Origin of the sequence: Gordonia sp. SMJS1, assembly GCF_029866425.1 — a bacterium.
Classification (GTDB): domain Bacteria; phylum Actinomycetota; class Actinomycetes; order Mycobacteriales; family Mycobacteriaceae; genus Gordonia; species Gordonia hongkongensis.
Map to the genome: position 1 here is coordinate 65284 of NZ_CP123382.1, position 22595 is coordinate 87878.

Below are 22595 nucleotides of genomic sequence, written 5' to 3' on the forward strand. Positions count from 1 at the left end.
GCCGATCTACTCGGCGAGCTTGGCAACCGCCTGAGCCCAGAGGAAGAACTTGTTGGTGCCCAGGTCCCGCACGGTCTTGATATTGAACGCCGCCTGAAGCTTTTCGGCGTCGCCGTCGCTGACGCCTTGCAGCGCCGCGACAGGTGCGTCGGCCAGCTCGGCCAACGACTTGTCTTCGTATGCCTTGTCGAACTTGTCCGCAATTCCAGCCATGACCACTCCTTAAGAGTTCTCGACGACAGGGTTCGCAGCACCCGGGAAGGGAGCCGCGACCGCAGCCTAAACCGCCGTCACCACGATCCGAAAGGACCGCCGTGACGGCGTGTGGGCTACCGGCCAGGGCCAGGTTCCTTGCGTAGCGAGGGTCCATCGTGCTGGGCCACCACCATTGCTTGTGCCTCGTAACGGCGCCGCTTGAGCAGGCCGATCAGCAGTCCGATGAGCGCTCCGATTGCAGCGACTCCGAGGGCAATCAGGAACGAGCCGATGGCCAGGCCAACGGTGAAGCTGCTCTGCTCAACCGTGGTATCCCCAGCCTCGTCGTATACCTGCCCCGCATCCGCCAGGAGCGAGACGATGGCCAGAGTGCCGCCGAGCACGAAACCCACGAGGGCGCCCCACCAGACGAAGCGGGACCTGTTTTTCGGGGCGCTACTCATTGCGCTTTTCTCCTCGTCGGTGTGTCGATGCCTGGCGGTCAGCGCTATTCGCAGGCGACGCCGTCGCCGTCGCGGTCGAGCTTGCGGCTGTAACCGGGCTGGCCGGCGTAGATCGGGGCCGCGCCCGCGGCGCGGACTGCCGAGCAGTTGGCGTAGTAGACCGACGAGGGTGCCTCAGCCGCAGGTGGCGGGGTGTAGGTCGTCGTCGGCGGGGTGTAGGCCGGTTCCGGGAGCGGTGTCGCCGTCGAGGTCCGGGTATTGGGGACCCGGCTGGTCGTCGGTGCCGGCACCGCGGCGCCGCAGCTACCGAGGACGCGGGTGATGGCGTCCTTCTCGGCCTGGGTCACCCACAGCTGGTAGGCAGCTTTGACCTCGACCTGACGGGCGACGTAAGTGCAGCGGTAGGAGCGGTTCGGCGGCAGCCAGGTCGCGGCATCACCGTCGCCCTTCTGCTGGTTGGTGGGGCCGTCGGTGGCTTGCAGGTTGCGCGGATCGTTGGCGAAGTCCGCTCGCTGAGCCGCGGAGAGCTGCTGGGCGCCCTTCTGCCATGCATCCGACAAAGCGACGACGTGGTCGATCTGCACCGCCGACGAAGTTTGCTGGCCACGCACGAACGGGATGGTGGTGCCGGTGTAGGGGTCGGCGAGGGTTCCGGACTGCACCGCGCAGCCGTTCGAGCCGGGCTTGAGCGCGATGTTGGTGAGGTCGCGGCGCAGGATGTCGTTACGGGTGTCGCAGCCGTTGTGGCCGCTGTCGACGTTCACGTCATCGGTCCAGGCCTGCCCGAACAGAGCACGGTCATACCCGGTCTTCGGTGCGCGACCCTTCACCTCGAGGGTGTCCAGCGTGGCCAGCGCCTTGTTCGCGGCCGGTGCCGCCGACACCGTGACGACCGGCGTTGCGGTGGGCAGCGACACCTCCGACGCCGCCGATGTCGTGGTCGCTGGCAGGGTCGAGGTGTCGGCGACACGCTCGGTGGTCGTGTCGGTCGTCCCGCACGCACCCAGCGCCAAGGCCAGCACAGCCGCCGCGCAGCTCCCGACCAAGACCCGCTTGCGAGTCCTGCGAGGTGAAGGGGTGGCCGGCGGCTCTGACGAGGAGACGGCAGGGGAGAGCGGGGGCATAGCCATTGAGCGGGAGAGCCTTTCACACAAGCGGCAACCGGCGCGCACTGGCCGATCGAATGTCAACTACCTATAGCAACCCACTCGGACAGCGTTACGCCCTCCCGGCATTTCGTCACGCTTTTGGTTGGCCCGTCAGGCTCCCGAAGTCCGCTGCGGTGTCACCTATTTGGGGGACACCTCGATCACTTTGCTACAAGTTGGCCCATGGGAATCATGAACGGGATGATGGGCAACGCTGGTCGTATCGACCCGCGTCAAGGGCAAGCGGAGTTCGCGAAGCTCTTGGGTGAGGGCGAGACGGTCGACGCCGGCTACCGCCTGGTTCGCGACGTGTTCCTCTTCACGAACCGACGACTCCTTCTCATCGATAAGCAGGGGATCACGGGCAAGAAGGTCGAGTATCACTCGGTCCCGTACCGATCGGTGACGCACTTCTCGGTGGAGACAGCCGGCACGTTCGACCTGGACGCCGAACTGAAGATCTGGCTATCAGGTGCCTCGCATCCGATCGCTCGACAATTCAATCGGCAGGTCGACATCTACGAGCTCCAGGCGATCTTGGCCCGCTACGTCGTCGGGTGAGGCCCCCTTACGACGCACGCAACCGGGCCTGCCGCACCGAAATTGACAGAGGCGAGGGTTAGCCCTGCTCCATCAAGCGGGCAAACTGCTCCCAGGTCAGATCCCGCGTCGGGTTCTTCGCGTCCCGCGCCCACCAGGTCACACCCCCGCGAGACAGCCCGATCTCGCCAAGCTTGACGTTATCGGCATAGACCGACAGCGATGTGTCGCCGTTGCCCACATCGACCGGTCGAGACGGCAATCGCATGTCCACCCTGTGTTGCGGCACTCGTGACCTCCTGACTAGACGACCAGACCCCTCCAACATTCAGGTCTTCGCCCTCGGCGTCAATAGCTGACCGCCGGTCCCGGTATTGGCCAAAAGCTCTGCGACCGTCCACATCGCGAGCCCACGTGAAGGCGAGTCATGGCCTGGTCGACCTGGGGCGCGCGGCATCTGTGCTGTCGATCGCGCTCGAACTGACACTGGACGGGTTTTGAACCCGTTGCCTCAACCCCGACGGTCTGGTGTCGGATCAGGAGCGGCCTCGGATGGTCCACTGCCAGTCGGGGAACTTGGTTTCGATGCGACGGACCCGGTCGGCCGACAGTCGGCCTCGACGGTAGTCGGCGCGACGGTTCGCCGCCCACTGGCCGATCGCGAAGCCGTCGATGACGTCGCGCTGGCGGGGGTTGCTGGTGCCGTGCACGGCGCGATACCGGTGCAGGTGCGCGACGCCGGCCTCGAACGCGGCGGCCGATGCTGCGTCCTGGGGGTTCCACTGCCAGTCCGGGAATTCGTTGTCGAACAGCGCGATTCGGTCAGCGGGTAGTCGGCCTCGACGGTAGTCGGCGCGGCGGTTCGCCGCCCATTGGCCGATCGGGAAGTCGTCGATGACGTCGTGCTGGCGTGGGTTGCTGGTGCCGTGGGTGGCGGCGTAGCGGCGCAGGTGTGCGATCCCGGCCGCGAAGGCGGCATCGAGCACGCTCCATCGCCAGTCGGGGAACTCGGTTTCGATGCGGCGGATCCGCTCCGCCGACAACCTGCCCAGCCGGTAGTCGGTGCGGCGGCTGTCGACCCAGGCACCGATCGCGAAGTCGCCGATCGTTGCGTGGCGGGCCGGTGAGCTCGATCCATGCGCGGCGACGTAGCGGTGCAGGTGTGCGATCCCGGCGTCGAACCGCCGATCGTCCGCACGTCGGCGGCCAGCGGTCGGGGAGTCGTGCTTGCTGGGCACGGTGTCACCGCCTGCTTTTCGTGGCGGCGGGTCGTACCGTCCACCGCCAGTCCGGGAACTCGGTTTCGATGCGGCGGATCCGCTCCGCGGACAATCGGCCTTTGCGGTAGTCTGCGCGGCGCGTGGCGACCCAGGTACCGATCGGGAACCCGTCGATCACATCCCGCTGAGGGACCTGGCTGGTCCCGTGGGCGGCGACGTAGCGGCGGAGGTGGGACAGTCCGGTCTCGAACGCGGCCGCGAAGGCTTCGTCCTGCGGCAGCCACTGCCAGTCCGGGAACTCGGACTCCAGACGCGCGATGCGCTCGGCCGACAGTCGGCCTCGGCGGTAGTCGGCGCGGCGGGACGCGACCCAGGTGCCGATCTCGAAACCGTCGATCACATCGCCTTCTCCGGCGTTGCTCGTGCCGTGGACGGCGGCGAAACGGCGAAGATGCGCCACGCCGACGTCGAACATCGCCTCACGCACGTTCCACACCCAGTCGGGGAACTCGGTTTCGAGGCGGCGGATCCGCTCGGCCGACAGATGGCCCCGCCGGTACTCGGCACGGCGGTTGACGACCCACTGACCGATCGCGAACCCGTCGATCGTCGCGCCGCGGGGAGGTGAGCTGGAACCATGCATGGCGGCGTAGTGGTGCAGGTGGGCGATCCCGGTGTCGAAGAGGCGGTCGTAGGCATTACCACGGCTGGTCGAGTCAGGCTCATGCTTGTTCGGCGTTGCGGGACAGCCTGTTTCAGGCTGTTCTATGCGGGGGTCCACTCGAGTCCGAGGAGGGTCAGGGCGCGGGCCAGGTGTGGATCCGCGGCGTCGATGGGGCAGTGGTCGACAATGTCGATGTGTGGGCTGATGTCGGGGTCGGCGGCGCGTTCGTAGAGCGCCCACATGCGCAGCTGGTCGCCGTGGCGGGAGTCGAACTCGATTCCGTCGGCTGCTGCCTGTCCGTGGTCGGTGAGGGCGTAGAGCCAGCGGGAGATGGCCTGGGTGAGACCGCGGGGCCGGCCGTCCCGCAGGGCGGCGGTGTCGAGGTCATCCAGTCCGTAGCGGATCGCGAGCGGCCGAAACACCGTTCGCAGGGTGGCGAGGCTGTCCGGGACGGCGGGCACCGCGAACCGTCCGGTCAGGGTGGCGTGGCCGAGCATCCTTGCCTCACACCACGATCGCGGAACGCGGCCGGGTGGCAGCGTGGGGTAGTCCTGCTCGTCTTCCTCGTCGACGACGATGTCGTCGAGGTCGGCGATCAGCTGCGGGCTGGGTCGGGCGAACGCGAGGACTTCGAGGTAGCAGGCCAGGGGAGTGTCGGCGCAGTACAGGGTGCGCCACACCCCGTCGGGGTCGTCCCAGCGGCCGGCGAAGCGGCCGTCGGTGGCGTACTCCCACGGCGTCCACTCCCACGGGCTCGGCGCGTAGCCGACCCGGTAGATGGGCGTGGCGGTACGGGTGCGGGTGGTGATCGGCCCGTGTGGGGTGCCGATCGTCGACGTGCGGGGTTGGTTCATCCCACCGCGGCGAACTGGCGGGCAGCGTTGAGTACCTGGGGGCCGACGTCGGCGAGCTCGCCGTCACGCAGCAGCAACGCTGGCGCCCGGTCGTCGAGGACCGGGTTGAGGCCCTGGAACCAGGCTTGGGCGACGGCGGGGGTGTCACGTTCGGTGATCAGGCGGGCGGCGCGGTAGGCGATCCGGAGCCGTTCGACGTCGTCGGGGTTGGCGATGGTGCGGGTGCCCTCAGCCCACTGCCGCACCGCCCGGGTCTCGCTCACCCGACCCAGGTAGGCCACGAGTTTCGCGCCGAGCAGATCGCGCAGAGCAGCCACGAGTTCGGGCTGCGACATACGTGCCGCTTCGGCGTAGGCTGCCAGATCCGGCCGGGGATGTGCTGCTGTCATGGTGATCACCTCTCGATCCCAGTATAGATCCCATACCGTGTGACAGCTAGACACCAGAGAGAATGCCCGCCGTGACCCCTCGGTGGTCGTGGTGAGACGCCGGGTGGGTGGTCGACCGTCCGCCGGCGACAGGCACACTAGGTGACCGTGACCAGCCGATTCGATGAGGGTATCGCCCATCTACATCGGTATCGAGCCGTGCACGGCACCAGCAGCCCACGCCAGCGGGACGTCATCGACGGCTTCCCGATAGGCCGGTGGGTCAACACACGCCGCACCGACTATCGCCGCGGCGTCTTGCCCGCGGAGCGGATTGCGCAACTCGAGTCAGAGTTCCCCGACTGGCAGTGGAAGACCAACGCCCGGACGACCTTCGCTGCCGGCCTGACCCGCCTCCGCCGCTACGTCGCCCGCCACGGCACCAGCAACGCCCGCCGCCATGACGTCATCGACGGATTCCCGATCGGTACCTGGGTCGCCAGCCGCCGCGCCGAATACCGGGCCGGACAAATGCCACCTGAACACGCCCACCAGCTCGAAGCCGAGTTCCCCGACTGGCAGTGGACCCTGCGGACACGACCACCGTTCCACGTCGGCCTGGACCACCTGCACCGCTACGCCGCCGCACACGGCACCAGCTCGCCACCCCGCGATGCAACGATCGACGGATTCCCGATCGGCGCCTGGGTGGCCAAACGCCGCACCGAGTACCGACGACACCGACTCGCGCCCGACCGGATCACCCAGCTCGAAACCGAGTTCCCCGACTGGCAGTGGAACCTCCGATCCTCGCCCCGGCCGCCCGTGCCTCACGATCACGGCGCAGAGGGCTCTACGACTGCGTACTAGCCGCGCGGCGGATGGTCTAAGGCTCGAAGTACGTCAAGCAGTATCCAGCCGGTGTCGGCTTCGCGGCGAAGTACTCGACCTGTCCCTCTGTGCATTCCGGAGCCGCGGCCACCTTGGTCTCGACCTTGAAGTAGTTCGTACCGCCCGGAACCAGCGTCACCCGCGAACAGTCGACCTCGTTGACCTTGGCTAACGGGTTTGGCACATCCGTTGGCGGTTCGGAGTAGCAGAGCCCCTGCTGGTACACCTGGGCGAGGCACAGTACTTCCTCGATGCGTGGGCGGGCGCCGGCGTATGGGCGTTCCTCGTACCAGAACGCGGCGTACTCGATGCCACAACCGTTTCGGGTCTGCACCCGTTCCGCGACTGCGTAATGAAACCCTCGGTAGCTGCAGTCGACCGTCTCGACCTCGAGCTCCCCGGCGAGTTCGCCTACCGTCAGACAGTCACCCACCCTCACCTCGGTGGTGTCGGCGACGTTGTTCTCGAAGTCGCTGGGGTCCTCGAGGGCCACGCTCACCGCGATCATCAAGGCCAGTACCGTCGCGAACCCCAAGCACCCGGCTAACAGCCATAATCCCCTGCGGCTCTTCTTCGGTGGCCGGCCACGGGATGCGGCGGGTACACACCTCCCGGATAGGGTGCAGGCGCTCCGTACGGGACTCCCTGTCCCGGAAAACCGGCGTTTGGCGGATGCTGCCCGGGCTGTCCGGGCGGGCCCTGGAACCCGTAACCGGGATGGCCAGGACCAGGTGGCGGCATGGTCACGCGCGTAGCCTAACCCGCCACACGACATCGCTCGCCAGGGACTTCACAGGGCGAGAACTGACGTACGCCCGCACTCTTCGGCTCACCGGGTCTACGGATAGTCGGCGGTCGCGGACCTTGCGGTGGAGCGTTCACGGGTACTGTCTGCGATAGGTTCTCTGCTGCAGATCCCTGCTGGTTGCCGTCGGCGCGGGTCTGCTGAGAATCGCACGTTGACAATCGAATCGAAAGGTTGACTGATGCCGTCCAGTCACTCTCGCTCCACGCTGCCCCGCAGCCTCCGCACTCATCTCCTGGTTGCCGGTTCGGCGCTTGTCATCGGGTGCGTATCCATCCTCGGCGCCGGCGCTGCCGCCGCCGGGACCTCCCAGAATGGGTACCCGCTCATCACTCAGGCCCAAAGCACTCAATGGGCCGTAAACGGGGTCAAAGTTCTGGACCGCCCCCGGTAAGCCCACCGAACTGCTCCGCGAATTCGTCACCTGGTTCGATGCCAACGTCGAGCCGATCACTCTCGGCAACGGTGACGACTGGTCATGGGCCGAACCAGCACTCGTCCCGCCGACAAATACGGCCTACTCCAACCACGGCAGCGGCACCGCCGTGGACCTCAACCTCGAAATCAATGGCGGACAGGGCTTCTCGGGCACCTTCACCCCCGAGCAAACCGGAAAGATCCGCGCCAAGCTAGCAAGCTTGGGCGGTCAGATCGTTTGGGGTGGCGACTGGTCCAACGTACCTGACGATCCTCACTTCGAAGTCAGATAGCTACTCCAACCCGAACTCGGTTGTGCGGGCGTCGACTCTCTCAGAGAGGGACTCGGCGCCCGCAAGAACGTTAAGCGGTTCCCGGTGACAGGCAACGGCGGTCCTTCGTCCTCGACCAGCCTGCTTCTCCTGTTCCGAAGCCTGGCTCAGCAAACCCTGCTCTCAATCAATCACGTTGTGTAGCAATCAGAAAGATCGTCAGAAAGGAGATCGGTATGAACATCGTCCACAAGATGCGCGCCGTCGTAATCGCTGGGGTCGTCGCCGCCGGAATCGGCGCATCCGCGCTCGTCGGCGGTCTCACCGCGGCACCCGCGCAGGCGAACACCTACACCTACAGCGGTGTCATGGAATGCACCGCGTGGCGCAACACAATCCTCACGCAGAACCCCAACCTCGGCGCAACAGCCTGCGCCCAGGGCTTCAAAGGCTGGCAGTTCGACACCTACCAGGCCCCGACGAAACAGCCGCAACTAACCTGGTAACCCGAGCCCTGCTGTGCACTGCGCCCCGCCAGCGGTATCGGAGGAAGGACGCAGTCGTACGGCGTCGCAGTTCCGAACCAGTTCTTTAGCCCTACCGAGATGCGTTGAAATCGATCCGCCGGCCGACGCAACGCTCGTAGTCGGCTACCGCCGCTTTCAGCTCGTTGACTAGGGGATACAGCCGCTCGAACTGGTCTTCATCGTTCAGGGCTTCGCGCACCTGCCGATCCAGCTCTTTCACCCGGAGGTATGCCTGATCTCGGCGGGTCCGCGTGAAGTCGTCCATGTACTGGCGCTTAACCGCCTTGCGGCGAGCGGCGGGGCTCTTGCCGATGAGTGACATCGTTTCCTTTCCAAGGGCTACCCGGGGCGGCGTAAACACTGCAGCCGGAGGCGACGAGGACCGATCGTGTCCAAGGTGTCGTCTCCGTCGTTGCTGAAACCCACAATTACGCCACAGGCAGGATATCGCCTGGGCAGTATGAGCCCGGTCGATCCGAGTGGAGCGCAGCAGTTCCCTTGCTGTGGGGAGGCAAGCAACGGGCACCCGGCTGCCCGTTAGACCGGTCGTGCCCCCTCGTTTGTGGACCGGCCGCGCTAGGACTGAGAGCCTTAGTCGCCCGCCAAGTCCCCCGCATACGTCACGGTCACGCGTGGTTGGATCGACCTTTCCACAGAACGTACGTCCCTGGCCGACACGAACGAGATTCCGTCATGCGTGGCACGATGATGCAATGATCTGGTGGCTGCTCGGGGGTGCAATCGTCGTGATTATCACCGGCCTAGTCCTGGTCGACCTTTCGAACACCGCTCCTGCCGAGCCAGACACGCCGCAGGCAAAGCAGCGGCGCGAGATGTTCAACGGCGTGGGGTACGCCACCCTGTTCGTCGGATGGATCGGGGTAGGCCTGAGCTGGGCGCTCGCGGCCAGCTCGTTCTGGGTTGGAGTGTGGAAGTTCGTAGTAGCGTTCATCGCCGCCGTCATCGTCTCTATGACCATGTCGTCAGCCAGCTAGCACGCAACGCACTCACAATACGAATTCGGCGTAGCGCCGGGCGATTTGCCTGTCCGAGCAGGCTGCAGTCACGACCGCCGTTCAGTCTCGGCATAGTCGACGACGTGATCGAGGGCAGTCTGGTCTACACGCCTGGACAAAGATGTTTCCGGGCGGCCACGATCTGCCGCTCGTGACGTTCTCGCACCGGCCCCGACACCTCATTTCCGTACTTGCTGCTGTGCTTCTCCCCCAGACTCCTGGCCACATCTCGTTCCGAGTGCCCGTCACGCAGCAAATCACAGGCGGCGTAACCTTCCTCAACGAATGGCTCGTCCTGTAACCAGATGGATTCATACTTTGACGGGAAGACCGCGGCGAAGTAGGCGTCTTCATCGGGTGGCGGTTCATATATCACCACCGCTCCAGTGATGGCGATCGCGCCCACTATGAGCAGCACTGCGACCGTCCGCCAGTCTCGCAGGCTGATTACGGTTCGCGGCGGCTTAGCCCCACCCTGTGTGTTCTGGTCGAGGCTGCGTCAGACCTCCGATTGCGGGGGAGAGCGGTGGCGGGGTGGGAGCTACCATCGCCCTCCATTTTTTTCCATCCCAGTACCGAGACGCTCTCCCTCCGTGTGGGTCTGGATACCAGCCCGGTGGGGCTGTTGGTGGAGTTGTCATGGTTCCCTTCACGTCACGAACCGAACAAGATTAGCCACCCCGAGTGAGAGACCTCTCGTGGGATCTGTGACCAGGTCTCGGGGCGACAGGGGCCAACCACTGGGCCGGTTGAGGTTATGTCCTCCGATCGGATGAAGTCCGGGTCGGCACCGTTAAGATGTACTGAGAATGCCCTGGCTTACGCGACCACCGTCGGCGGACGGCACACTTACTCACGGCCGTACAACGAGGACGCCCCACAGGGCACCACCCGAACGAGACCACGAACGTATGCGCCACCGTCGCGACGTTCGCCTCTTTCGTTGGCCTAGACGCTGCTGTGATTGTTCTCGCGTTGATTGCTATTCGCGGGACGTCTCGTCGGCTATACAAGCCGGTCTAGCAGTCGCAGCGATCCTGATCACCGCCATCGAAATCGCAACAGCGCTGGTGCTTTGTACAGCGCAGACCTGCCACCGTTCGGAGCGTGAACGCCGAACTGGGGAGAGGCCCTGCTGTTACCGTGCGGAGATGGCCCCGCCCGCTGACCTCTTCGCTGGGATCGACCCTATCCCTCGCCGCGACTGGGTCCTCGGTCAGCAACTTCGCTTCGACCACACGTACCTGAGGTCCAAGATCCCCCATGACTGGATGTGGCCAGCCGAGCTCGACACGCTGCCAGGCAATGACAAATACCGCGCGATCAGCAGGCAGGATCTCTTCAGGATCGCGGACCGTGCCGCCTCCGCCGCCGATCCGGCGTCCGCAGCGCAGTTGCACGTTGCAGTCATCGCGTGGGGAGCGGGAGACAGCGCGCAACGTGTAGTACGAGCGCTCTTCCCGCTCCAGGAGCAGGGCGCACCGGAGAAGCTTGCGAAGGCCCTGCAAGTAGTCCGTGGTCAAGGGGCCCTCAGCGGATACAGGGCGTTGCACAAACGAGGGGGCCTGAAGATCAACCGGCTGGCCGCGGGGTTCTTCACGAAGTTCCTGTACTTCGGCGGCTACGACGTCAAACCGACAGTCGGTCGCCCGCTGATCTATGACAGCCGTGTCGTGAAGGCGCTCAACAAGCTCGATGACGAGGAGTGGTTCGAGAACGGGCCGTCCGAGATGTACGCGAGATACATCGACCTCGCCGCCGACTGGGCGCGCGACCTCGAGACAACTCCCGACGTCATCGAGCGCCGGCTGTTCGACCTGGGAGCCAGTTAAAGAGGGCCGGTAGATTCGGCGAGTCGGACATCGCCGGGCCTGCACTGGGATAGCGATCCACTCGGCGGCAGCGCAGCAACATCTGGCAAGCTGAGGCCGCCGATACGCACTCATCGAGGAGAGTTCTACACGTGGCGACAGTACGGTGCTTTGTTCCGGTCATCGTGGCCATGGCAGTTCTCTCAGTTAGTGGGTGTTCGTCAACCGACACGGCAGAAACCTCGGAGAGTCCGACATCGACGCACGCGTCAGTCGGGGCAGGTGCTACGCCCACCGCCGATGCAGCAGAACCGGATTCGGCTGAGCTGGATGCGGCGGCCGTGTGCGAGAAGATCGTTGAGCTGGACGTCGGGACGAATTGCACGAAGTCCGAACCCGCGGGGCTCGGCATCGGCGCCACCGAGAAGTACGAGTTCGAGTTGCCCTCGGTGCCCGGCGAATCTGGCCAGATCCTCGTGTTCTCGGACAGGAAGATCTACACCAAGACAGTCGCCGCGTACGACGAGGCTGCGGCACTCGCTGGCCCGCACCGATACGGGTCGCCGAACGCCCTGGTGTTCGTCCAGATCAACGAAGGTCTCTCGGCTGCCGAGGGGCAGAAGGTCGAACGGCTGGTCGCGGGTCTGTAGCGAGCAGGTCCGCGCACGGTCCGCTGAGACGGTCGTGGCGGGTTCAGGTTCATCCGTAAGCGGGATGGACGTAACACGACGGTATCGGCGCGACTCGCCCTACGCTCATCGCGCGTGACGCTCCACAGCAGCGCATAAGATGGCGGTGTCGGATGCGGTAGTCGGGGTGGTCGCCGATCACTTCGTTGGCGGTGGCGATCTCGGCGATGGCCTCGGCGCGGTTTGTGCGCGACTCACGGCGTCCTCCGTCTGGACTGTTGTAGTCGACCCAGCGCCCTGCGATGGGCTGACCCCCGACAAATAGTTGACGGAGCCAGAAATGAGATCGGTACGGCGCTCGATGGAAGGGCGCGCAGCAACTGTAGCGGCGGGCTCAGCGATGGCACGTCTCGCTACTACAGGCTCGGCAGTGACTGCATCAAGCGTAGTCAAGACGTCGTCTCCTAGGTCGTGAACCGTCCTGGGTCTGGTGGAGACCGTGATCTCACCAGGAGAATACGGATATGGGAGCACCACGGAAGTTCGACCAGGAGACCCGTGAGCGGGCGGTGAGGATGTATCGGGATCGGCTTGCCGAGCCCGGCGAGTCCAAGTCAGGAGCGCGTCGTCATGTCGGGGAGTTGCTCGACATCAATCCGGCGACGCTACGCAACTGGATCGAGAAGGACACTCCGATCGTCTCCGGATCGGGGACGACGGTGGCCGCCCATGACGCGGAATTGCGTGAACTTCGGCGGGAGAACGCCGAATTACGTAGAGCCAATGAGATTTTGAAGACAGCGTCGGCGTTTTTCGCCGCGGCGGAGATCGACCGCCGACTTCGTTGATCGTCGAGTATATCGACGCTCACCGCGACCAGTTCGGGGTCGATCCGATCTGCCGGGTACTCACCGAGTACGGAATGCAGATCGCCCCGTCCACCTACTACGCCCACAAACAACGGGGCACGATCTCGGCAGCGACGCTGTCCGAGGCGTATGCCACGCACGCCGTCTACCAGCAGTTTGAGAAGAACCGCTGTGTGTATGGGGTGCGCAAGATGTATCACGCGATGTGGCGTGCCGGTCACATGATGGGACGCGACCAGGTCGGCCGGCTGATGGGGATCTGCGGAATCTCCGGAGCGGTTCGTGGCTCGCATCGCATCACTACGACCCGTCGCGACGACCAGGCGCCTCGTTTCCCTGATCATGTTGAGCGGCAGTGGAATACACCCACGCATCCCGATCAGTGGTGGGTCGCCGACTTCACCTACGTGTGGACATTGGCCGGGTTCGTCTACGTGGCGTTCCTCGTCGATGTGTTCTCACGGCGCATCCTCGGATGGCGGGTCATGACCAGCAAGCACACACCGTTGGTGACCAGTGTGGTCGAACAAGCACTGTTCACTCGACGGAGATCCGGATTCGCTTTTACACCAACGGGTTTGGTGCATCACAGCGATGCGGGAAGTCAGGGTGAATTCAACTGGTCGTCGCAACACCTTGATCGTGGAGGTGTTGGCTTTGGCTACAGCAGACTGGAGCAAGAAGACCAGCGATGCGCCCACGGGGGTTCGTCGGCAGGGGCGAGCTGATCGTGCGTTGCGGCCGGCGATGCGTTCGCCGGGCCGGCCCGAGCCGTCGCGGGCGGTGCAACGTCAGTTTTGGGGGTTGATCGCGACGGGGATGAGCACGGCGGAGGCGTCGGTGGCGGTCGGCGTGTCGGTGCCGGTGGGGTCGCGGTGGTTCCGCCACGCTGGCGGAATGACGCCACTGAGTCTGGACGAGCCGGCGGGTCGTTACCTGTCGTTCGCTGAACGGGAAGAGATCGCGCTGCTCCGCGCCCAACAGTGTGGTGTGAGAGAGATTGCTCGGCAGATCGGACGCAGTCCGGCAACGATTTCGCGTGAGTTGCGCCGCAACTCCGCGACCAGGAGTGGGAAACGTGAGTATCGAGCCTCGGTGGCGCAGTGGAAAGCCCAGCAGGCCGCCAAGCGCCCGAAAACAGCGAAACTCGTGGCCAACGTCGAGTTGCGGGAGTACGTGCAGGAGCGGTTGGCGGGCACTGTCCGTAGCCCCGACGGCACGATCGTCGCCGGCCCCACGCCGCCGCCGTGGAAGGGGCTCAACAAGCCGCACCGGGCCGACCGGCGGTGGTCTCTGGCATGGAGTCCGGAGCAGATCTCCCAGCGCCTGCGGGTCGATTTCCCCGATGATGAATCCATGCGCATCAGTCATGAGGCAATCTATCAATCCCTGTTCATCGAGGGCCGTGGCGCGCTCAAACGCGAGTTGGTGGCGTGCCTGCGGACCGGGCGGGCATTGCGGGAGCCCCGTGCTCGCTCACGCAACAAGCCGCAGGGTCACGTCACCTCCGATGTCGTCCTCAGCCAGCGTCCGCCTGAGGCTCACGACCGTGCTGTCCCCGGCCACTGGGAGGGTGATCTCATCATCGGTGTGGGTCGGTCGGCGATCGGTACTGTTGTCGAACGGCGCAGTCGCGCAACGATTCTAGTCCATCTCCCACGCTTGCAAGGGTGGGGTGAGCAACCGCGGGTGAAGAACGGGCCGGCACTCGGTGGCTACGGCGCCATCGCGATGAACGCGGCACTGACGGCGTCGATAGCGGCGCTGCCGCAGCAGTTGCGCAAGACGTTAACGTGGGATCGCGGTAAGGAACTGTCCGCTCATGCCCAGTTCGCGATGGATACCGGAACGCAGGTGTTCTTCGCCGATCCGCATTCACCGTGGCAGCGACCGTCCAACGAGAACACTAATGGGCTGCTGCGCCAATATTTTCCGAAGGGAACTGACCTGTCACGGTGGTCTGCAAACGACCTCGAGGCCATCGCATACACCCTCAACAACCGTCCCCGAAAGGCCCTCGGCTGGAAGACCCCCGCCGAAGTCTTTGAAGGACAGTTACACTCACTACAACAACCCGGTGTTGCATGGACCGATTGAACCCGCCCAGTACACGTCGTTGGCGTTCACCGCCGCCTTGACCGAGGCCAACATCACCGGTTCCATCGGATCGGTGGGCGATGCTCTCGACAATGCGCTCATGGAATCGGCGATCGGCCTCTACAAGACCGAGTTGATCGACACCGGCCGCACCTGGACCGATCGGGGCCACGTCGAACGAGAGACCGCCGCCTACATCCACTGGTTCAACACCGAGCGACTGCACTCGTCTCTGGGCTACTGCTCACCCATCGAATACGAGACGCGCTACCGTGACACCGTCGCCTCCGAGGCGGAGGTGGCCTGAACCAGGTCTCCATCCGATCCAGGACGGTTCAGTCGACAGCATTGCCGGCCCCTGGCACCCCGGAGCTGCGAGCCGGGACTGAGTCTTGAAGAACACCGAGACTCCGAACCCAAGGCAGTTTCTCGGGTTCGGTCTCGGCCTTCTGCTGATGGGCCTGGCGTGGTTGGTGCATTACTCGAACGAGGAACCTCCACTGCCCGAGCAGGTGCCAATCATTGTTCCTGATCCGCAGGTCAAGACCGTAACCCAGGAAGTCGAACGGAAGGCGAGTAGGGAGTGCATCGCATACCTCGATGCGGTTACTGACTTGTCGGAGGCCAATGACCTGTTGTCCAAGTCGCGAGGCCGGATGGACAATGTAGCTGCCGACCTGGCAATGAACCTGAGCACGAGCGACTCGTTTGTAGTCAAGCGACTGCGGCGAGAGATGTTCGAGGCTAGTCAAGACTCGGCCCGCGCATGGGTTGCAATCGGCAAGGCAACTGCACTGCTGAATGACTACGAGCCGGGTGCCGATCCCTGCAGATAAGAACGCCTTTTCCGGAGGAACGATACAGAGGGCCCAAGGGGGATACGAACTCGTCGAGAATCGAGGGAATCGAATCTGCCGCTTGTTTTGTGGCAGTGGGGGACCTGCTACCAAGACGTCAACGACGGCAGTGCCCCAGATCGGATAACCCCGCGGCCGCCGGCGGGCGATGAGCTTCGACACGATGGAAGCACCGATGCCCTGCACAGTGCGAGGTCGGGTGTCGAGCATCGCAAGTCCAGGCGTTTGGTTCGCGGTTCTCGCGGGTGGCCGGAAATTGGATCACGGTGAATGACACATGGGTGATGCTGGTGACGGATACTAGGCAGGACCGGTAACGCCGCAGTTCGCCGCGCGGTCAAGGTCGAACAAGGAGGACGCATGGCTACCCAAGTCGAACTCATCCAGCAGTTCGTGGCCAAAGAGTTGTCACTCAACGAGGTGGTGGCGCAGATCGGCTCCGCAGCGCCGTCTCAACGGTTAGAACGACCGGCACGGTCGCTGGCTGACACCGAACGTGACCCGGACCCGTCGATTGGCGACTCCGCGTCTATCAAACTCTATGTAGCACTCATGGCCAAGAAGATCAGCCAGTCCGAGTACGACGCCATCTACGCCGCGCTGTAGTGCTAACCACCCGCCTGCGCAGACACTATGCCGCCATGACGTCACCACGTGACCCCGGTCGCGGGGGGTTCAGTTTAACCGTAGGCCGGGGTGGACGTAACTGATGATTATCGGCACCTACCCGCCGTCCGTGGGTGGCTGATCGATCGCGGCCTCGTAGAAGGCGTCGGCGAGCGCCACGATGACCGCCGCGATCCCGGGGCCGTCGCTGAAGAAGTAGTCAGCCATGGTGTTGTGGGCGTTCTGGTTGTCGACGACGGCTTCGGTGACCGCCGCCTGAAAGTCTTGCGACTCCATGAACTGCTTCTTCGAATTCACCGCGGTCTGCTTGACCAGGTCGGGGTCGGTGAGCAACGTCTGGACCAGGCCGTGCACGAACTCGCGGACCTGGGACTCGGTGAAGGCGTCGGCGCCGAAGAGGTCGTTCATCTTGTCGATGACGACTTGCAGGGCCACGTATTTGGGTTCCTTGCGGGAGCCGGTGCCCGCCCCGCTGATGCCGGAGAGCTCGCCCTCTCCGGTCAGCGCGATGTCGACCGCGGTGGCTTTGGTGTGTTTGACCCCGACCAGGACAACATCGGACAGGTCGACCTCCGCAGCCCAGGATGACTCTCGGATGACCCGTTCCAGCAGCCGCAGGAAGATCGACAGCATCTCCAACTCCGGGTCGCCGTAGTCGACGATCTGGCTCATGAAGTCATACAACCGAACGTAGGTGGCGACGTCCTTGCGAAACAGATCGAGCGTGTTGAGTGTGACGGCGTCCTCAGAGTCGAGCGCGGCGGCGTAGCGGCGAGCGAAGTCGTTCTTGGCGGGGCTGATCGCGGCCGAGAGCGCGTTGTTGCCCTTGCGGGTGACCCACAGTTCCGCGACGTGCCGTACCTGCTCGGGAGTGTAGATGCCGGACTGGGCGAGTTTGGTGGCGAGGTGGACCACGACGTACGGGTCGGTCTCGGTCTCGAGGGTGGCGTTGGTGAAGTACGGCTCGAACGCGGCCCGAATGTCCTCAGGCTTGTTGACGAAGTCGATGACGAACGTCTTGCGTTTCTGCTCCCCACCGGCGGTGCGGTGGGTGCGGTTGAGCCGGGACAAGGTCTGCACGGCGGTGACCCCGGAGAGCTTCTTGTCGACGTACATCGCCGAGAGCAGCGGCTGATCGAAGCCGGTCTGAAACTTGTTGGCGACCAACATGATCGTGTACGTCGTGCCCTTGAACGCCGCCGCCAGATCGGAGCCGGCGCCAGGGTTGAGGTTGGCTTCGGTGAACTCGTCGTCCTTGCTCGGCCGCGGCCCCCACTCGGGCGCCCACTGCTCGTCCTCGTCCATTGTGACCGAGCTCGAGAAGGCGACAAGGGTGCGGTAATTGTACGAGGCGTCCTCGGCAGCACGCGTGGTGAGGTAGGCGTCGATCGCCTTCTTGTACTTCACCGCGGCCTTGCGGGAGTCGGTCACTACCATCGCTTTCGCCTTGCCCTCGAGCAGGTGGGCGACGTTGGCGTGGAAGTGCTCGACGATGATCTGCACCTTCTGGCTGATGTTCGTCGGATGCAATTTCACCCACCGCATCAACCCCTTCCGCGCGCAGCCTCATCCACCTCGTCGCCGTCGCCACTGCCCGCGTTGCCGGCGATCTTCAGTGCGGTGTCGTAGGTCTGGTAGCCCTTGAGCACGTCGAGGATGTAGCCCTCCTCGATCGCTTGGCGCATCGAGTAGAGGTGAAACTCGGTCGGTTTCCCGTTCGGGCCTTTGCGGCCGAACAGTTCCAGGGTCTTGTTCTTCGGTGTGGCGGTGAACGCCAGGTAGGAGATGTTGCGCGACTCGGCCCGTTCGGTCATCTCCGCGGCCAGGATCGACGCAACGTCCACCTCACCACCGGCCTCGACCTCGGCGACTTCCTCCGCAGTGAGAACGGCCTTGAGTTTGGAGGAGATCTGCCCGGACTGCGAGGAGTGCGCCTCGTCGGCAATCACCGCGAACCGCCGCCCCTTGAGCGACGAATCCTTGCGGATCTCGTCGAGGGCGTAGGGGAAGGTCTGCACCGTGACCGCGATGATCAACTCCCCGTTCTTGAGCGCGGCCGCCAGGAGCCCCGACTTCGACTTCGCGCCGGCCTTACGCACGTCCTCGGGGCTGATCGTGGCCACGATCTTTCCGGACCCGTCGATCTGCCGGATCGCGTCCTGGAGTTGCCCGTCCAAGACGGTGCGGTCCACGACGACGATCACCGAGTCGAACACCTTCTCATCGTCAACGTGCAGACGGGCAAGTCGGTGGGCGGTCCACGCGATAGTGTTCGTCTTCCCCGATCCAGCTGAGTGCTCGATCAGATACCGCTGCCCGACCCCTTCGTCGCGGACCGCGGCCACGATATTCGTCACGGCCTCCCACTGGTGGAACCGCGGAAACAGCATGCTCGTCCGCGACACCGACGTCCCGGTGGCGACGTCCCACTCCTGCTTGGTCTCGACGATCATCAGCCGGCCGATGATGCCGAGCCAGGAGTCCTTGTCCCAGACCCGTTCCCACAGGTACGCCGTCGCCGACCGCCCGTCGGTACCGGGCGGGTTGCCCGCGCCATGGTCGTGGCCGATGTTGAACGGCAGAAAGTGGGTCTTCTCACCCTCGAGGCGGGTCGTCATCGCCGCCAGATCGTTGGACACCGCGAAATGCACCAGCGCCCGGTGCCCGAACGACAGCAGCGGCTCCGGACGTCCGCTGGTCAGCGGATGCCGGCCTTTGCGGTATTGGTTGATCGCGTCATCGAGGGACTGGGTGAAGTCGGTCTTCAGCTCGACGGTGGCCACCGGGAGACCATTGACGAAGAACACCAGGTCGATGCTGCGCCGGTCAGCGGTGGAAAAATGCACCTGCCGCATCACCCGCACCCGCATCGCCGCATACTGGGCGGTGGTGGTGGCATTCAGACTGGTCTCCGGGCGGAACTGCGCGATCTTCAACCGGCCACCACCGATGTACTGGACGCCATTGCGCAAGATGTTGAGTGTCCCGCCTCCGTGTTCGAGGGGCTTGTCGAGCGCCGCGGTCAGCACATCGAGGAACTTCCCCTGCGACCCAGCAGCTTTCGATGCCTTCTCGTACGCTGGCTCCTGCGTTTGCTTCAGCCAGGCGAACAGGTCCGCGGGGTACAGCGCACGTTCCCGGTCGTAGCCGACGTCGTTGGCCGAGTACAGCCACCCGTGGGACTCTAGGTGCGCGCAAATCTCGTCCTCGAAGACCACCTCGTTGTGATCGGCCATCACACCATCTCCCTGATGTCGATATGTCCCATCACCGCAGCGGTAATCAACGCCGTCATCCGTTCGCGGGAGAGCTCGATGAACCGCTCGGTCTCAGCCATCAATGTGTCGATCTTCGCCGTCTGCTCACCGAGATATGCCGCGATGCGCCGCTGTTCCGGTTTGGGCGGCCGCAAGAACGGCGCTTCTCCCAATTCATCGCGGTTGACTTTAGGCATCTTTACTCGCAACGAGGCGAGGGTGACGAATTCATGGAAGGGCCGCGCAAGCATGAAGTACATGAGGTAGCTGTGGTCATCGTCGCGGCGACTAGACATCGCATACATGTCGGCACTTGTCAGGCAATCCTCGGCCGCCAGAGTTACCTTGTTGAGCGCTGGTCGGATCTTTGAAAAGAGAATCTGACCTGCACTGGCAAGGTACTTGCCGCTGTCGGCCCCCTGTTCTAGTGCTGTCTCTCTACCTACGATTCGACCTGTCCCGGACTCGATGTGGTTCGGTGCGACCAGAACCATCCCCGCCCACGGGTCTACTCTAGGGTCGACTTGTCCACCGTTCACGGACATCTCGCGGCTGAAACGGCTCACGGTCCAGTGAGTGGGTACCTCTCCCAGAAACATGTTGCCGCTGTCTGCGAGCGGTGCACCGTCGAGGCCATGGGTGGCAGCCTGCGTGATCATCGCTGCTCGGCGCTCTCTGAGAGTCTCGATCAGGCGCTCCTGCTCCTCGATGAGCGTGTCGATGCGGGCGGTCTCGCGGTCAAGGTAGTCGGCGATTGCGCGCTGATCCTCCATCGGCGGCACAGGAAGAGGCAGGTTATCTAGATCTGGTTGCTGCACTCGGCGGTCGAAGGTGGTCTGTGCCCGCGTGTACAGCAGGTATTGGTCAAGGTAAGGCTGTGATCGTAGGAGGTAGTGGATGAACTGTGGCAAAAGCGCACCGCGTGATCTGAAGACCCTGTAATCGGGGCTCACAGCACCAGTGCGCCGAGCCACGCCGATCCCACCGCCGATCAACCACATCGGGTTGACAACGAGATCATCGATTTCGGCGACGAGGTACTTCGGCAGGTTCTTCTCGTCCGGCTCCTGCCGCCCGCCCATGTCGGCACGGGCAACCACCTCACCTGTCGAGCGCAGAGACATCATCTCGTAAACGAGGTCGCTGTTGCGCCGGTCGAGTCGGTCGAACAGACCCTTGAAGCGAACTACGTCCCATGACTCTGGCCTGGTCTCCAGCAAAGACGAGACAGCCCGGTGCGTACCAATAAGTGTCAGGGCACTCATCCCTCGACCTCCCGGAGGAGATCAAGGATCTTGGCGACCTGCTTCTCCAGGTCGGCGTCGATCTCGGCGAGGGGCCGCGGTGGGACGTACTTGTAAAAGTGACGTGTGAAGGGGATCTCGTAACCGGTCTTAGTCTTGGTCGTGTCGATCCAGGCGTCGGGGATGTGCGGGGCCACTTCGGCGTCGAAGTACGCCTGGATCACCGCGGCCTCGGCAGCGGCGCCCGCGGTCGAGCCGCCGTAGGTGAAGGGGACATTCTCGGTGTCGCGCTTCTTCGAGTCCGGCTTGGGTTTGCCCCTGCGGTCGACGACCGGCTTACCATTCTCGTCCAACAGTGGCCGCTCGACGGTGATCGTCCAGTAGCCGAACTCGTCGTTGCGCAGCACTTTGGAGTAGTCCGGGTCGGCGTCGTCTAATCCGGCGTACAACTTGACGATCTCGGCGCGGTTGACGTCGCTGATCTCGCGGCCCTTGGAGCCGAGATTCTTGCGCATCTTGGTCCAAAATGAGGTGCCATCGATGAGCTGGACTCGACCGTTGCGGTCGGAGTGCTTGGTGTTGTCGAGAATCCAGATGTAGGTGGCGATACCGGTGTTGAAGAACATGTTGGTCGGCAACGCCACGATGGCGTCGACCAAGTCGTTCTCCAGCAGCCACTTACGGATGTTGGAGGGGCCGGACCCGGCGGCGCCGTTGAACAACGGCGAACCGTTCATGACGATCCCAACGCGGCCGCCGCCGTCCTCGGGAGCGCGCATCTTATGGGCCAGGTGGAGCAGGAACAGCATCTGCCCGTCTGATGTCGCAGGGAGGCCGGGGGCGAACCTGCCGTAGGGGCCGGCTTCGTCGCGCTCTTTCATGACGGCCTTGGCGTACTGCTTCCAGTCGACGCCGTAAGGCGGGTTGGACAAGCAGAAGTCGAAGTGGCGGCCCTTGAAGGCGTCGTCGGTGAGGGTGTTGCCGAAGGCGATGTTGGTCGCGTCATGGCCCTTCGCGAGTAAGTCGGACTTGCAGATCGCGTAGGACTGCCCGTTGTATTCCTGTCCGTACAGGCTCAGCTTCGCGTTCGGGTTCTGGTCGAGGAGGTGTTCCTCGGCGAGGGAAAGCATGCCGCCGGTGCCGGCCGTGGGGTCGTAGAGGGTGCGGACGATGCCGGCTTCGGTCAGGTCGGCGTCCTTCTCGGCGAAGAGCAGGTCGACCAGGAGCCGGATCGCGTCCCGTGGGGTGTAGTGGTCACCGGAGGTTTCGTTCGCAGCCTCGTTGAACTTGCGGATAATGTACTCGAACGCGTCGCCCATGTCGGCGTTGGAGACCACGTCCGGGTGCAGGTCCACGGCTTTGAAGGATGTGACGACCTCGCGCAGCAGCTCTGCCTTGTCGAGGGCGAGGATTTCCTTCTTGAAGTCGAAGTATTCGAACACGTCGACGTCGGGGGAGAAGCGGTCGATGTAGTCCGCGAGGTTGTCCGCCAGGCCGTCCGCATCGGCCAGCAGGTTGGCGAAAGAGTAGTTGGACGTGTTGTAGAACGGTCGTCCGGTGGCCTTCTTGACCTCGACCTTGAGTCGGTTGGGGTTGTCGTACTTCGCTGCGAGCTCGCGAACCGTGTCTCGGTCGGGTTCGAGGATGCAGTCGAGGCGGCGCAGGATCGTGAGTGGGAGGATCACGGTGCCGTACTGGTTGGGGCGGTAGGGGCCTCGAAGTTGGTCAGCGATTGACCAGATGAAGCTACCGAGGGTGCTCACATTGCTCCTTGCGTGACTTGCTTGACGGTACATGGTGATTGCGCGAAGCGACGAGGTGCG

23 protein-coding genes, 4 pseudogenes and 1 other annotated feature are annotated in these 22595 nt (G+C 64.0%); of the genes and pseudogenes, 12 read left to right on the forward strand and 15 right to left on the reverse strand.

Features of this window, described 5'->3' with window-relative positions:
• Positions 1 to 6: 6 nt before the first annotated feature.
• The 3 genes from QAD21_RS24055 to QAD21_RS24065 form a co-directional block, all read right to left on the reverse strand.
• A complete protein-coding gene (locus QAD21_RS24055) occupies positions 7 to 213 on the reverse strand; it encodes a hypothetical protein (RefSeq protein ID WP_044508856.1) in 207 nt (68 codons plus the stop codon).
• Positions 214 to 329: 116 nt separating this feature from the next.
• Entirely contained in the window at positions 330 to 659 is a 330-nt protein-coding gene (locus QAD21_RS24060) for a hypothetical protein (RefSeq protein ID WP_280362101.1), read from the reverse strand.
• A gap of 44 nt (positions 660 to 703) precedes the next feature.
• A complete protein-coding gene (locus QAD21_RS24065; RefSeq protein WP_280362103.1) occupies positions 704 to 1831 on the reverse strand; it encodes a DUF1524 domain-containing protein in 1128 nt (375 codons plus the stop codon).
• A 159-nt stretch (positions 1832 to 1990) separates the two neighbouring features.
• Here QAD21_RS24065 and QAD21_RS24070 point away from each other — a divergent pair, with 159 nt between their 5' ends.
• Positions 1991 to 2368 carry a PH domain-containing protein gene (locus QAD21_RS24070; RefSeq protein WP_058253261.1) on the forward strand — a complete coding sequence of 126 codons (378 nt, stop codon included), beginning with the start codon at positions 1991 to 1993 and terminating at the stop codon, positions 2366 to 2368.
• Positions 2369 to 2426: 58 nt separating this feature from the next.
• On the opposite strand, the gene QAD21_RS24075 is transcribed toward QAD21_RS24070, so the two are convergent.
• From QAD21_RS24075 to QAD21_RS24095, 5 genes and pseudogenes are all read right to left on the reverse strand, one after another.
• On the reverse strand, positions 2427 to 2615 hold the full coding sequence (locus tag QAD21_RS24075; protein WP_139114236.1) for a hypothetical protein: 189 nt from the start codon (positions 2613 to 2615) through the stop codon (positions 2427 to 2429).
• A gap of 268 nt (positions 2616 to 2883) precedes the next feature.
• Positions 2884 to 3585 (reverse strand): helicase associated domain-containing protein, encoded by a 702-nt coding sequence (locus tag QAD21_RS24080; RefSeq protein ID WP_280362105.1) that lies wholly within the window; start codon positions 3583 to 3585, stop codon positions 2884 to 2886.
• A gap of 4 nt (positions 3586 to 3589) precedes the next feature.
• A complete protein-coding gene (locus QAD21_RS24085; RefSeq protein ID WP_280362133.1) occupies positions 3590 to 4348 on the reverse strand; it encodes a helicase associated domain-containing protein in 759 nt (252 codons plus the stop codon).
• Positions 4349 to 4503: 155 nt separating this feature from the next.
• Positions 4504 to 5085: pseudogene (locus QAD21_RS24090) on the reverse strand (RES domain-containing protein); the annotation flags it as partial.
• On the reverse strand, positions 5082 to 5474 hold the full coding sequence (locus tag QAD21_RS24095) for a hypothetical protein (RefSeq protein WP_058253264.1): 393 nt from the start codon (positions 5472 to 5474) through the stop codon (positions 5082 to 5084). The pseudogene QAD21_RS24090 and the gene QAD21_RS24095, both read right to left, overlap by 4 nt.
• A 147-nt stretch (positions 5475 to 5621) precedes the next feature.
• On the opposite strand from QAD21_RS24095, the gene QAD21_RS24100 reads away from it, so the two are divergent.
• Positions 5622 to 6323, forward strand: coding sequence for a helicase associated domain-containing protein (locus QAD21_RS24100; RefSeq protein ID WP_280362107.1), 702 nt, complete (start codon positions 5622 to 5624; stop codon positions 6321 to 6323).
• Positions 6324 to 6339: 16 nt separating this feature from the next.
• Here QAD21_RS24100 and QAD21_RS24105 read toward each other — a convergent pair whose 3' ends face one another.
• Entirely contained in the window at positions 6340 to 6852 is a 513-nt protein-coding gene (locus QAD21_RS24105) for a hypothetical protein (protein ID WP_280362109.1), read from the reverse strand.
• An 842-nt stretch (positions 6853 to 7694) separates the two neighbouring features.
• Here QAD21_RS24105 and QAD21_RS24110 point away from each other — a divergent pair.
• Positions 7695 to 7859: a M15 family metallopeptidase gene (locus tag QAD21_RS24110; protein WP_280362111.1), complete on the forward strand. Its 165-nt coding sequence runs from the start codon at positions 7695 to 7697 to the stop codon at positions 7857 to 7859.
• A gap of 215 nt (positions 7860 to 8074) precedes the next feature.
• On the forward strand, positions 8075 to 8344 hold the full coding sequence (locus tag QAD21_RS24115) for a hypothetical protein (RefSeq protein ID WP_280362113.1): 270 nt from the start codon (positions 8075 to 8077) through the stop codon (positions 8342 to 8344).
• Positions 8345 to 8435: 91 nt separating this feature from the next.
• Here the strand turns inward: QAD21_RS24115 and QAD21_RS24120 are convergent, their stop codons facing one another.
• Positions 8436 to 8687: a hypothetical protein gene (locus QAD21_RS24120; protein WP_280362114.1), complete on the reverse strand. Its 252-nt coding sequence runs from the start codon at positions 8685 to 8687 to the stop codon at positions 8436 to 8438.
• Positions 8688 to 9078: 391 nt separating this feature from the next.
• Here QAD21_RS24120 and QAD21_RS24125 point away from each other — a divergent pair, with 391 nt between their 5' ends.
• Positions 9079 to 9360, forward strand: coding sequence for a hypothetical protein (locus tag QAD21_RS24125; protein ID WP_280362116.1), 282 nt, complete (start codon positions 9079 to 9081; stop codon positions 9358 to 9360).
• Positions 9361 to 9484: 124 nt separating this feature from the next.
• Here the strand turns inward: QAD21_RS24125 and QAD21_RS24130 are convergent, their stop codons facing one another.
• Together QAD21_RS24130 and QAD21_RS24135 are read right to left on the reverse strand one after the other, a co-directional pair.
• Entirely contained in the window at positions 9485 to 9799 is a 315-nt protein-coding gene (locus tag QAD21_RS24130; protein ID WP_280362118.1) for a DUF732 domain-containing protein, read from the reverse strand.
• Between the two features lie 46 nt (positions 9800 to 9845).
• Positions 9846 to 10022, reverse strand: coding sequence for a DUF2510 domain-containing protein (locus tag QAD21_RS24135; RefSeq protein WP_280362134.1), 177 nt, complete (start codon positions 10020 to 10022; stop codon positions 9846 to 9848).
• Positions 10023 to 10532: 510 nt separating this feature from the next.
• Between QAD21_RS24135 and QAD21_RS24140 the strand changes: the two genes are divergently transcribed.
• From QAD21_RS24140 to QAD21_RS24170, 7 genes and pseudogenes are all read left to right on the forward strand, one after another.
• Positions 10533 to 11213 (forward strand): hypothetical protein, encoded by a 681-nt coding sequence (locus QAD21_RS24140; RefSeq protein WP_280362120.1) that lies wholly within the window; start codon positions 10533 to 10535, stop codon positions 11211 to 11213.
• Between the two features lie 131 nt (positions 11214 to 11344).
• Positions 11345 to 11842: a hypothetical protein gene (locus QAD21_RS24145; RefSeq protein ID WP_280362121.1), complete on the forward strand. Its 498-nt coding sequence runs from the start codon at positions 11345 to 11347 to the stop codon at positions 11840 to 11842.
• A gap of 503 nt (positions 11843 to 12345) precedes the next feature.
• A pseudogene (locus tag QAD21_RS24150) lies at positions 12346 to 13298 on the forward strand (IS3 family transposase); the annotation flags it as partial.
• Positions 12627 to 12758: a sequence feature (AL1L pseudoknot), on the forward strand. It overlaps the preceding pseudogene by 132 nt.
• Positions 13299 to 13587: 289 nt before the next feature.
• Entirely contained in the window at positions 13588 to 14787 is a 1200-nt protein-coding gene (locus QAD21_RS24155) for an IS30 family transposase (RefSeq protein WP_280361951.1), read from the forward strand.
• Positions 14788 to 14791: 4 nt separating this feature from the next.
• Positions 14792 to 15094, forward strand: a pseudogene (locus QAD21_RS24160) (integrase core domain-containing protein); the annotation flags it as partial.
• Positions 15095 to 15179: 85 nt separating this feature from the next.
• A complete protein-coding gene (locus QAD21_RS24165; RefSeq protein ID WP_280362123.1) occupies positions 15180 to 15623 on the forward strand; it encodes a hypothetical protein in 444 nt (147 codons plus the stop codon).
• A 381-nt stretch (positions 15624 to 16004) separates the two neighbouring features.
• Entirely contained in the window at positions 16005 to 16250 is a 246-nt protein-coding gene (locus QAD21_RS24170; RefSeq protein ID WP_280362125.1) for a hypothetical protein, read from the forward strand.
• A gap of 117 nt (positions 16251 to 16367) precedes the next feature.
• Here QAD21_RS24170 and QAD21_RS24175 read toward each other — a convergent pair.
• From QAD21_RS24175 to QAD21_RS24185, 3 genes and pseudogenes are all read right to left on the reverse strand, one after another.
• Positions 16368 to 19507 (reverse strand): annotated as a pseudogene (locus QAD21_RS24175) (DEAD/DEAH box helicase family protein).
• Positions 19507 to 20793 carry a restriction endonuclease subunit S gene (locus tag QAD21_RS24180; protein ID WP_280362127.1) on the reverse strand — a complete coding sequence of 429 codons (1287 nt, stop codon included), beginning with the start codon at positions 20791 to 20793 and terminating at the stop codon, positions 19507 to 19509. Before QAD21_RS24180 ends, QAD21_RS24175 begins: the two are co-directional and overlap by 1 nt.
• Positions 20790 to 22535 carry a class I SAM-dependent DNA methyltransferase gene (locus QAD21_RS24185; protein ID WP_280362129.1) on the reverse strand — a complete coding sequence of 582 codons (1746 nt, stop codon included), beginning with the start codon at positions 22533 to 22535 and terminating at the stop codon, positions 20790 to 20792. Before QAD21_RS24185 ends, QAD21_RS24180 begins: the two co-directional genes overlap by 4 nt.
• Between the last annotated feature and the right edge of the window lie 60 nt (positions 22536 to 22595).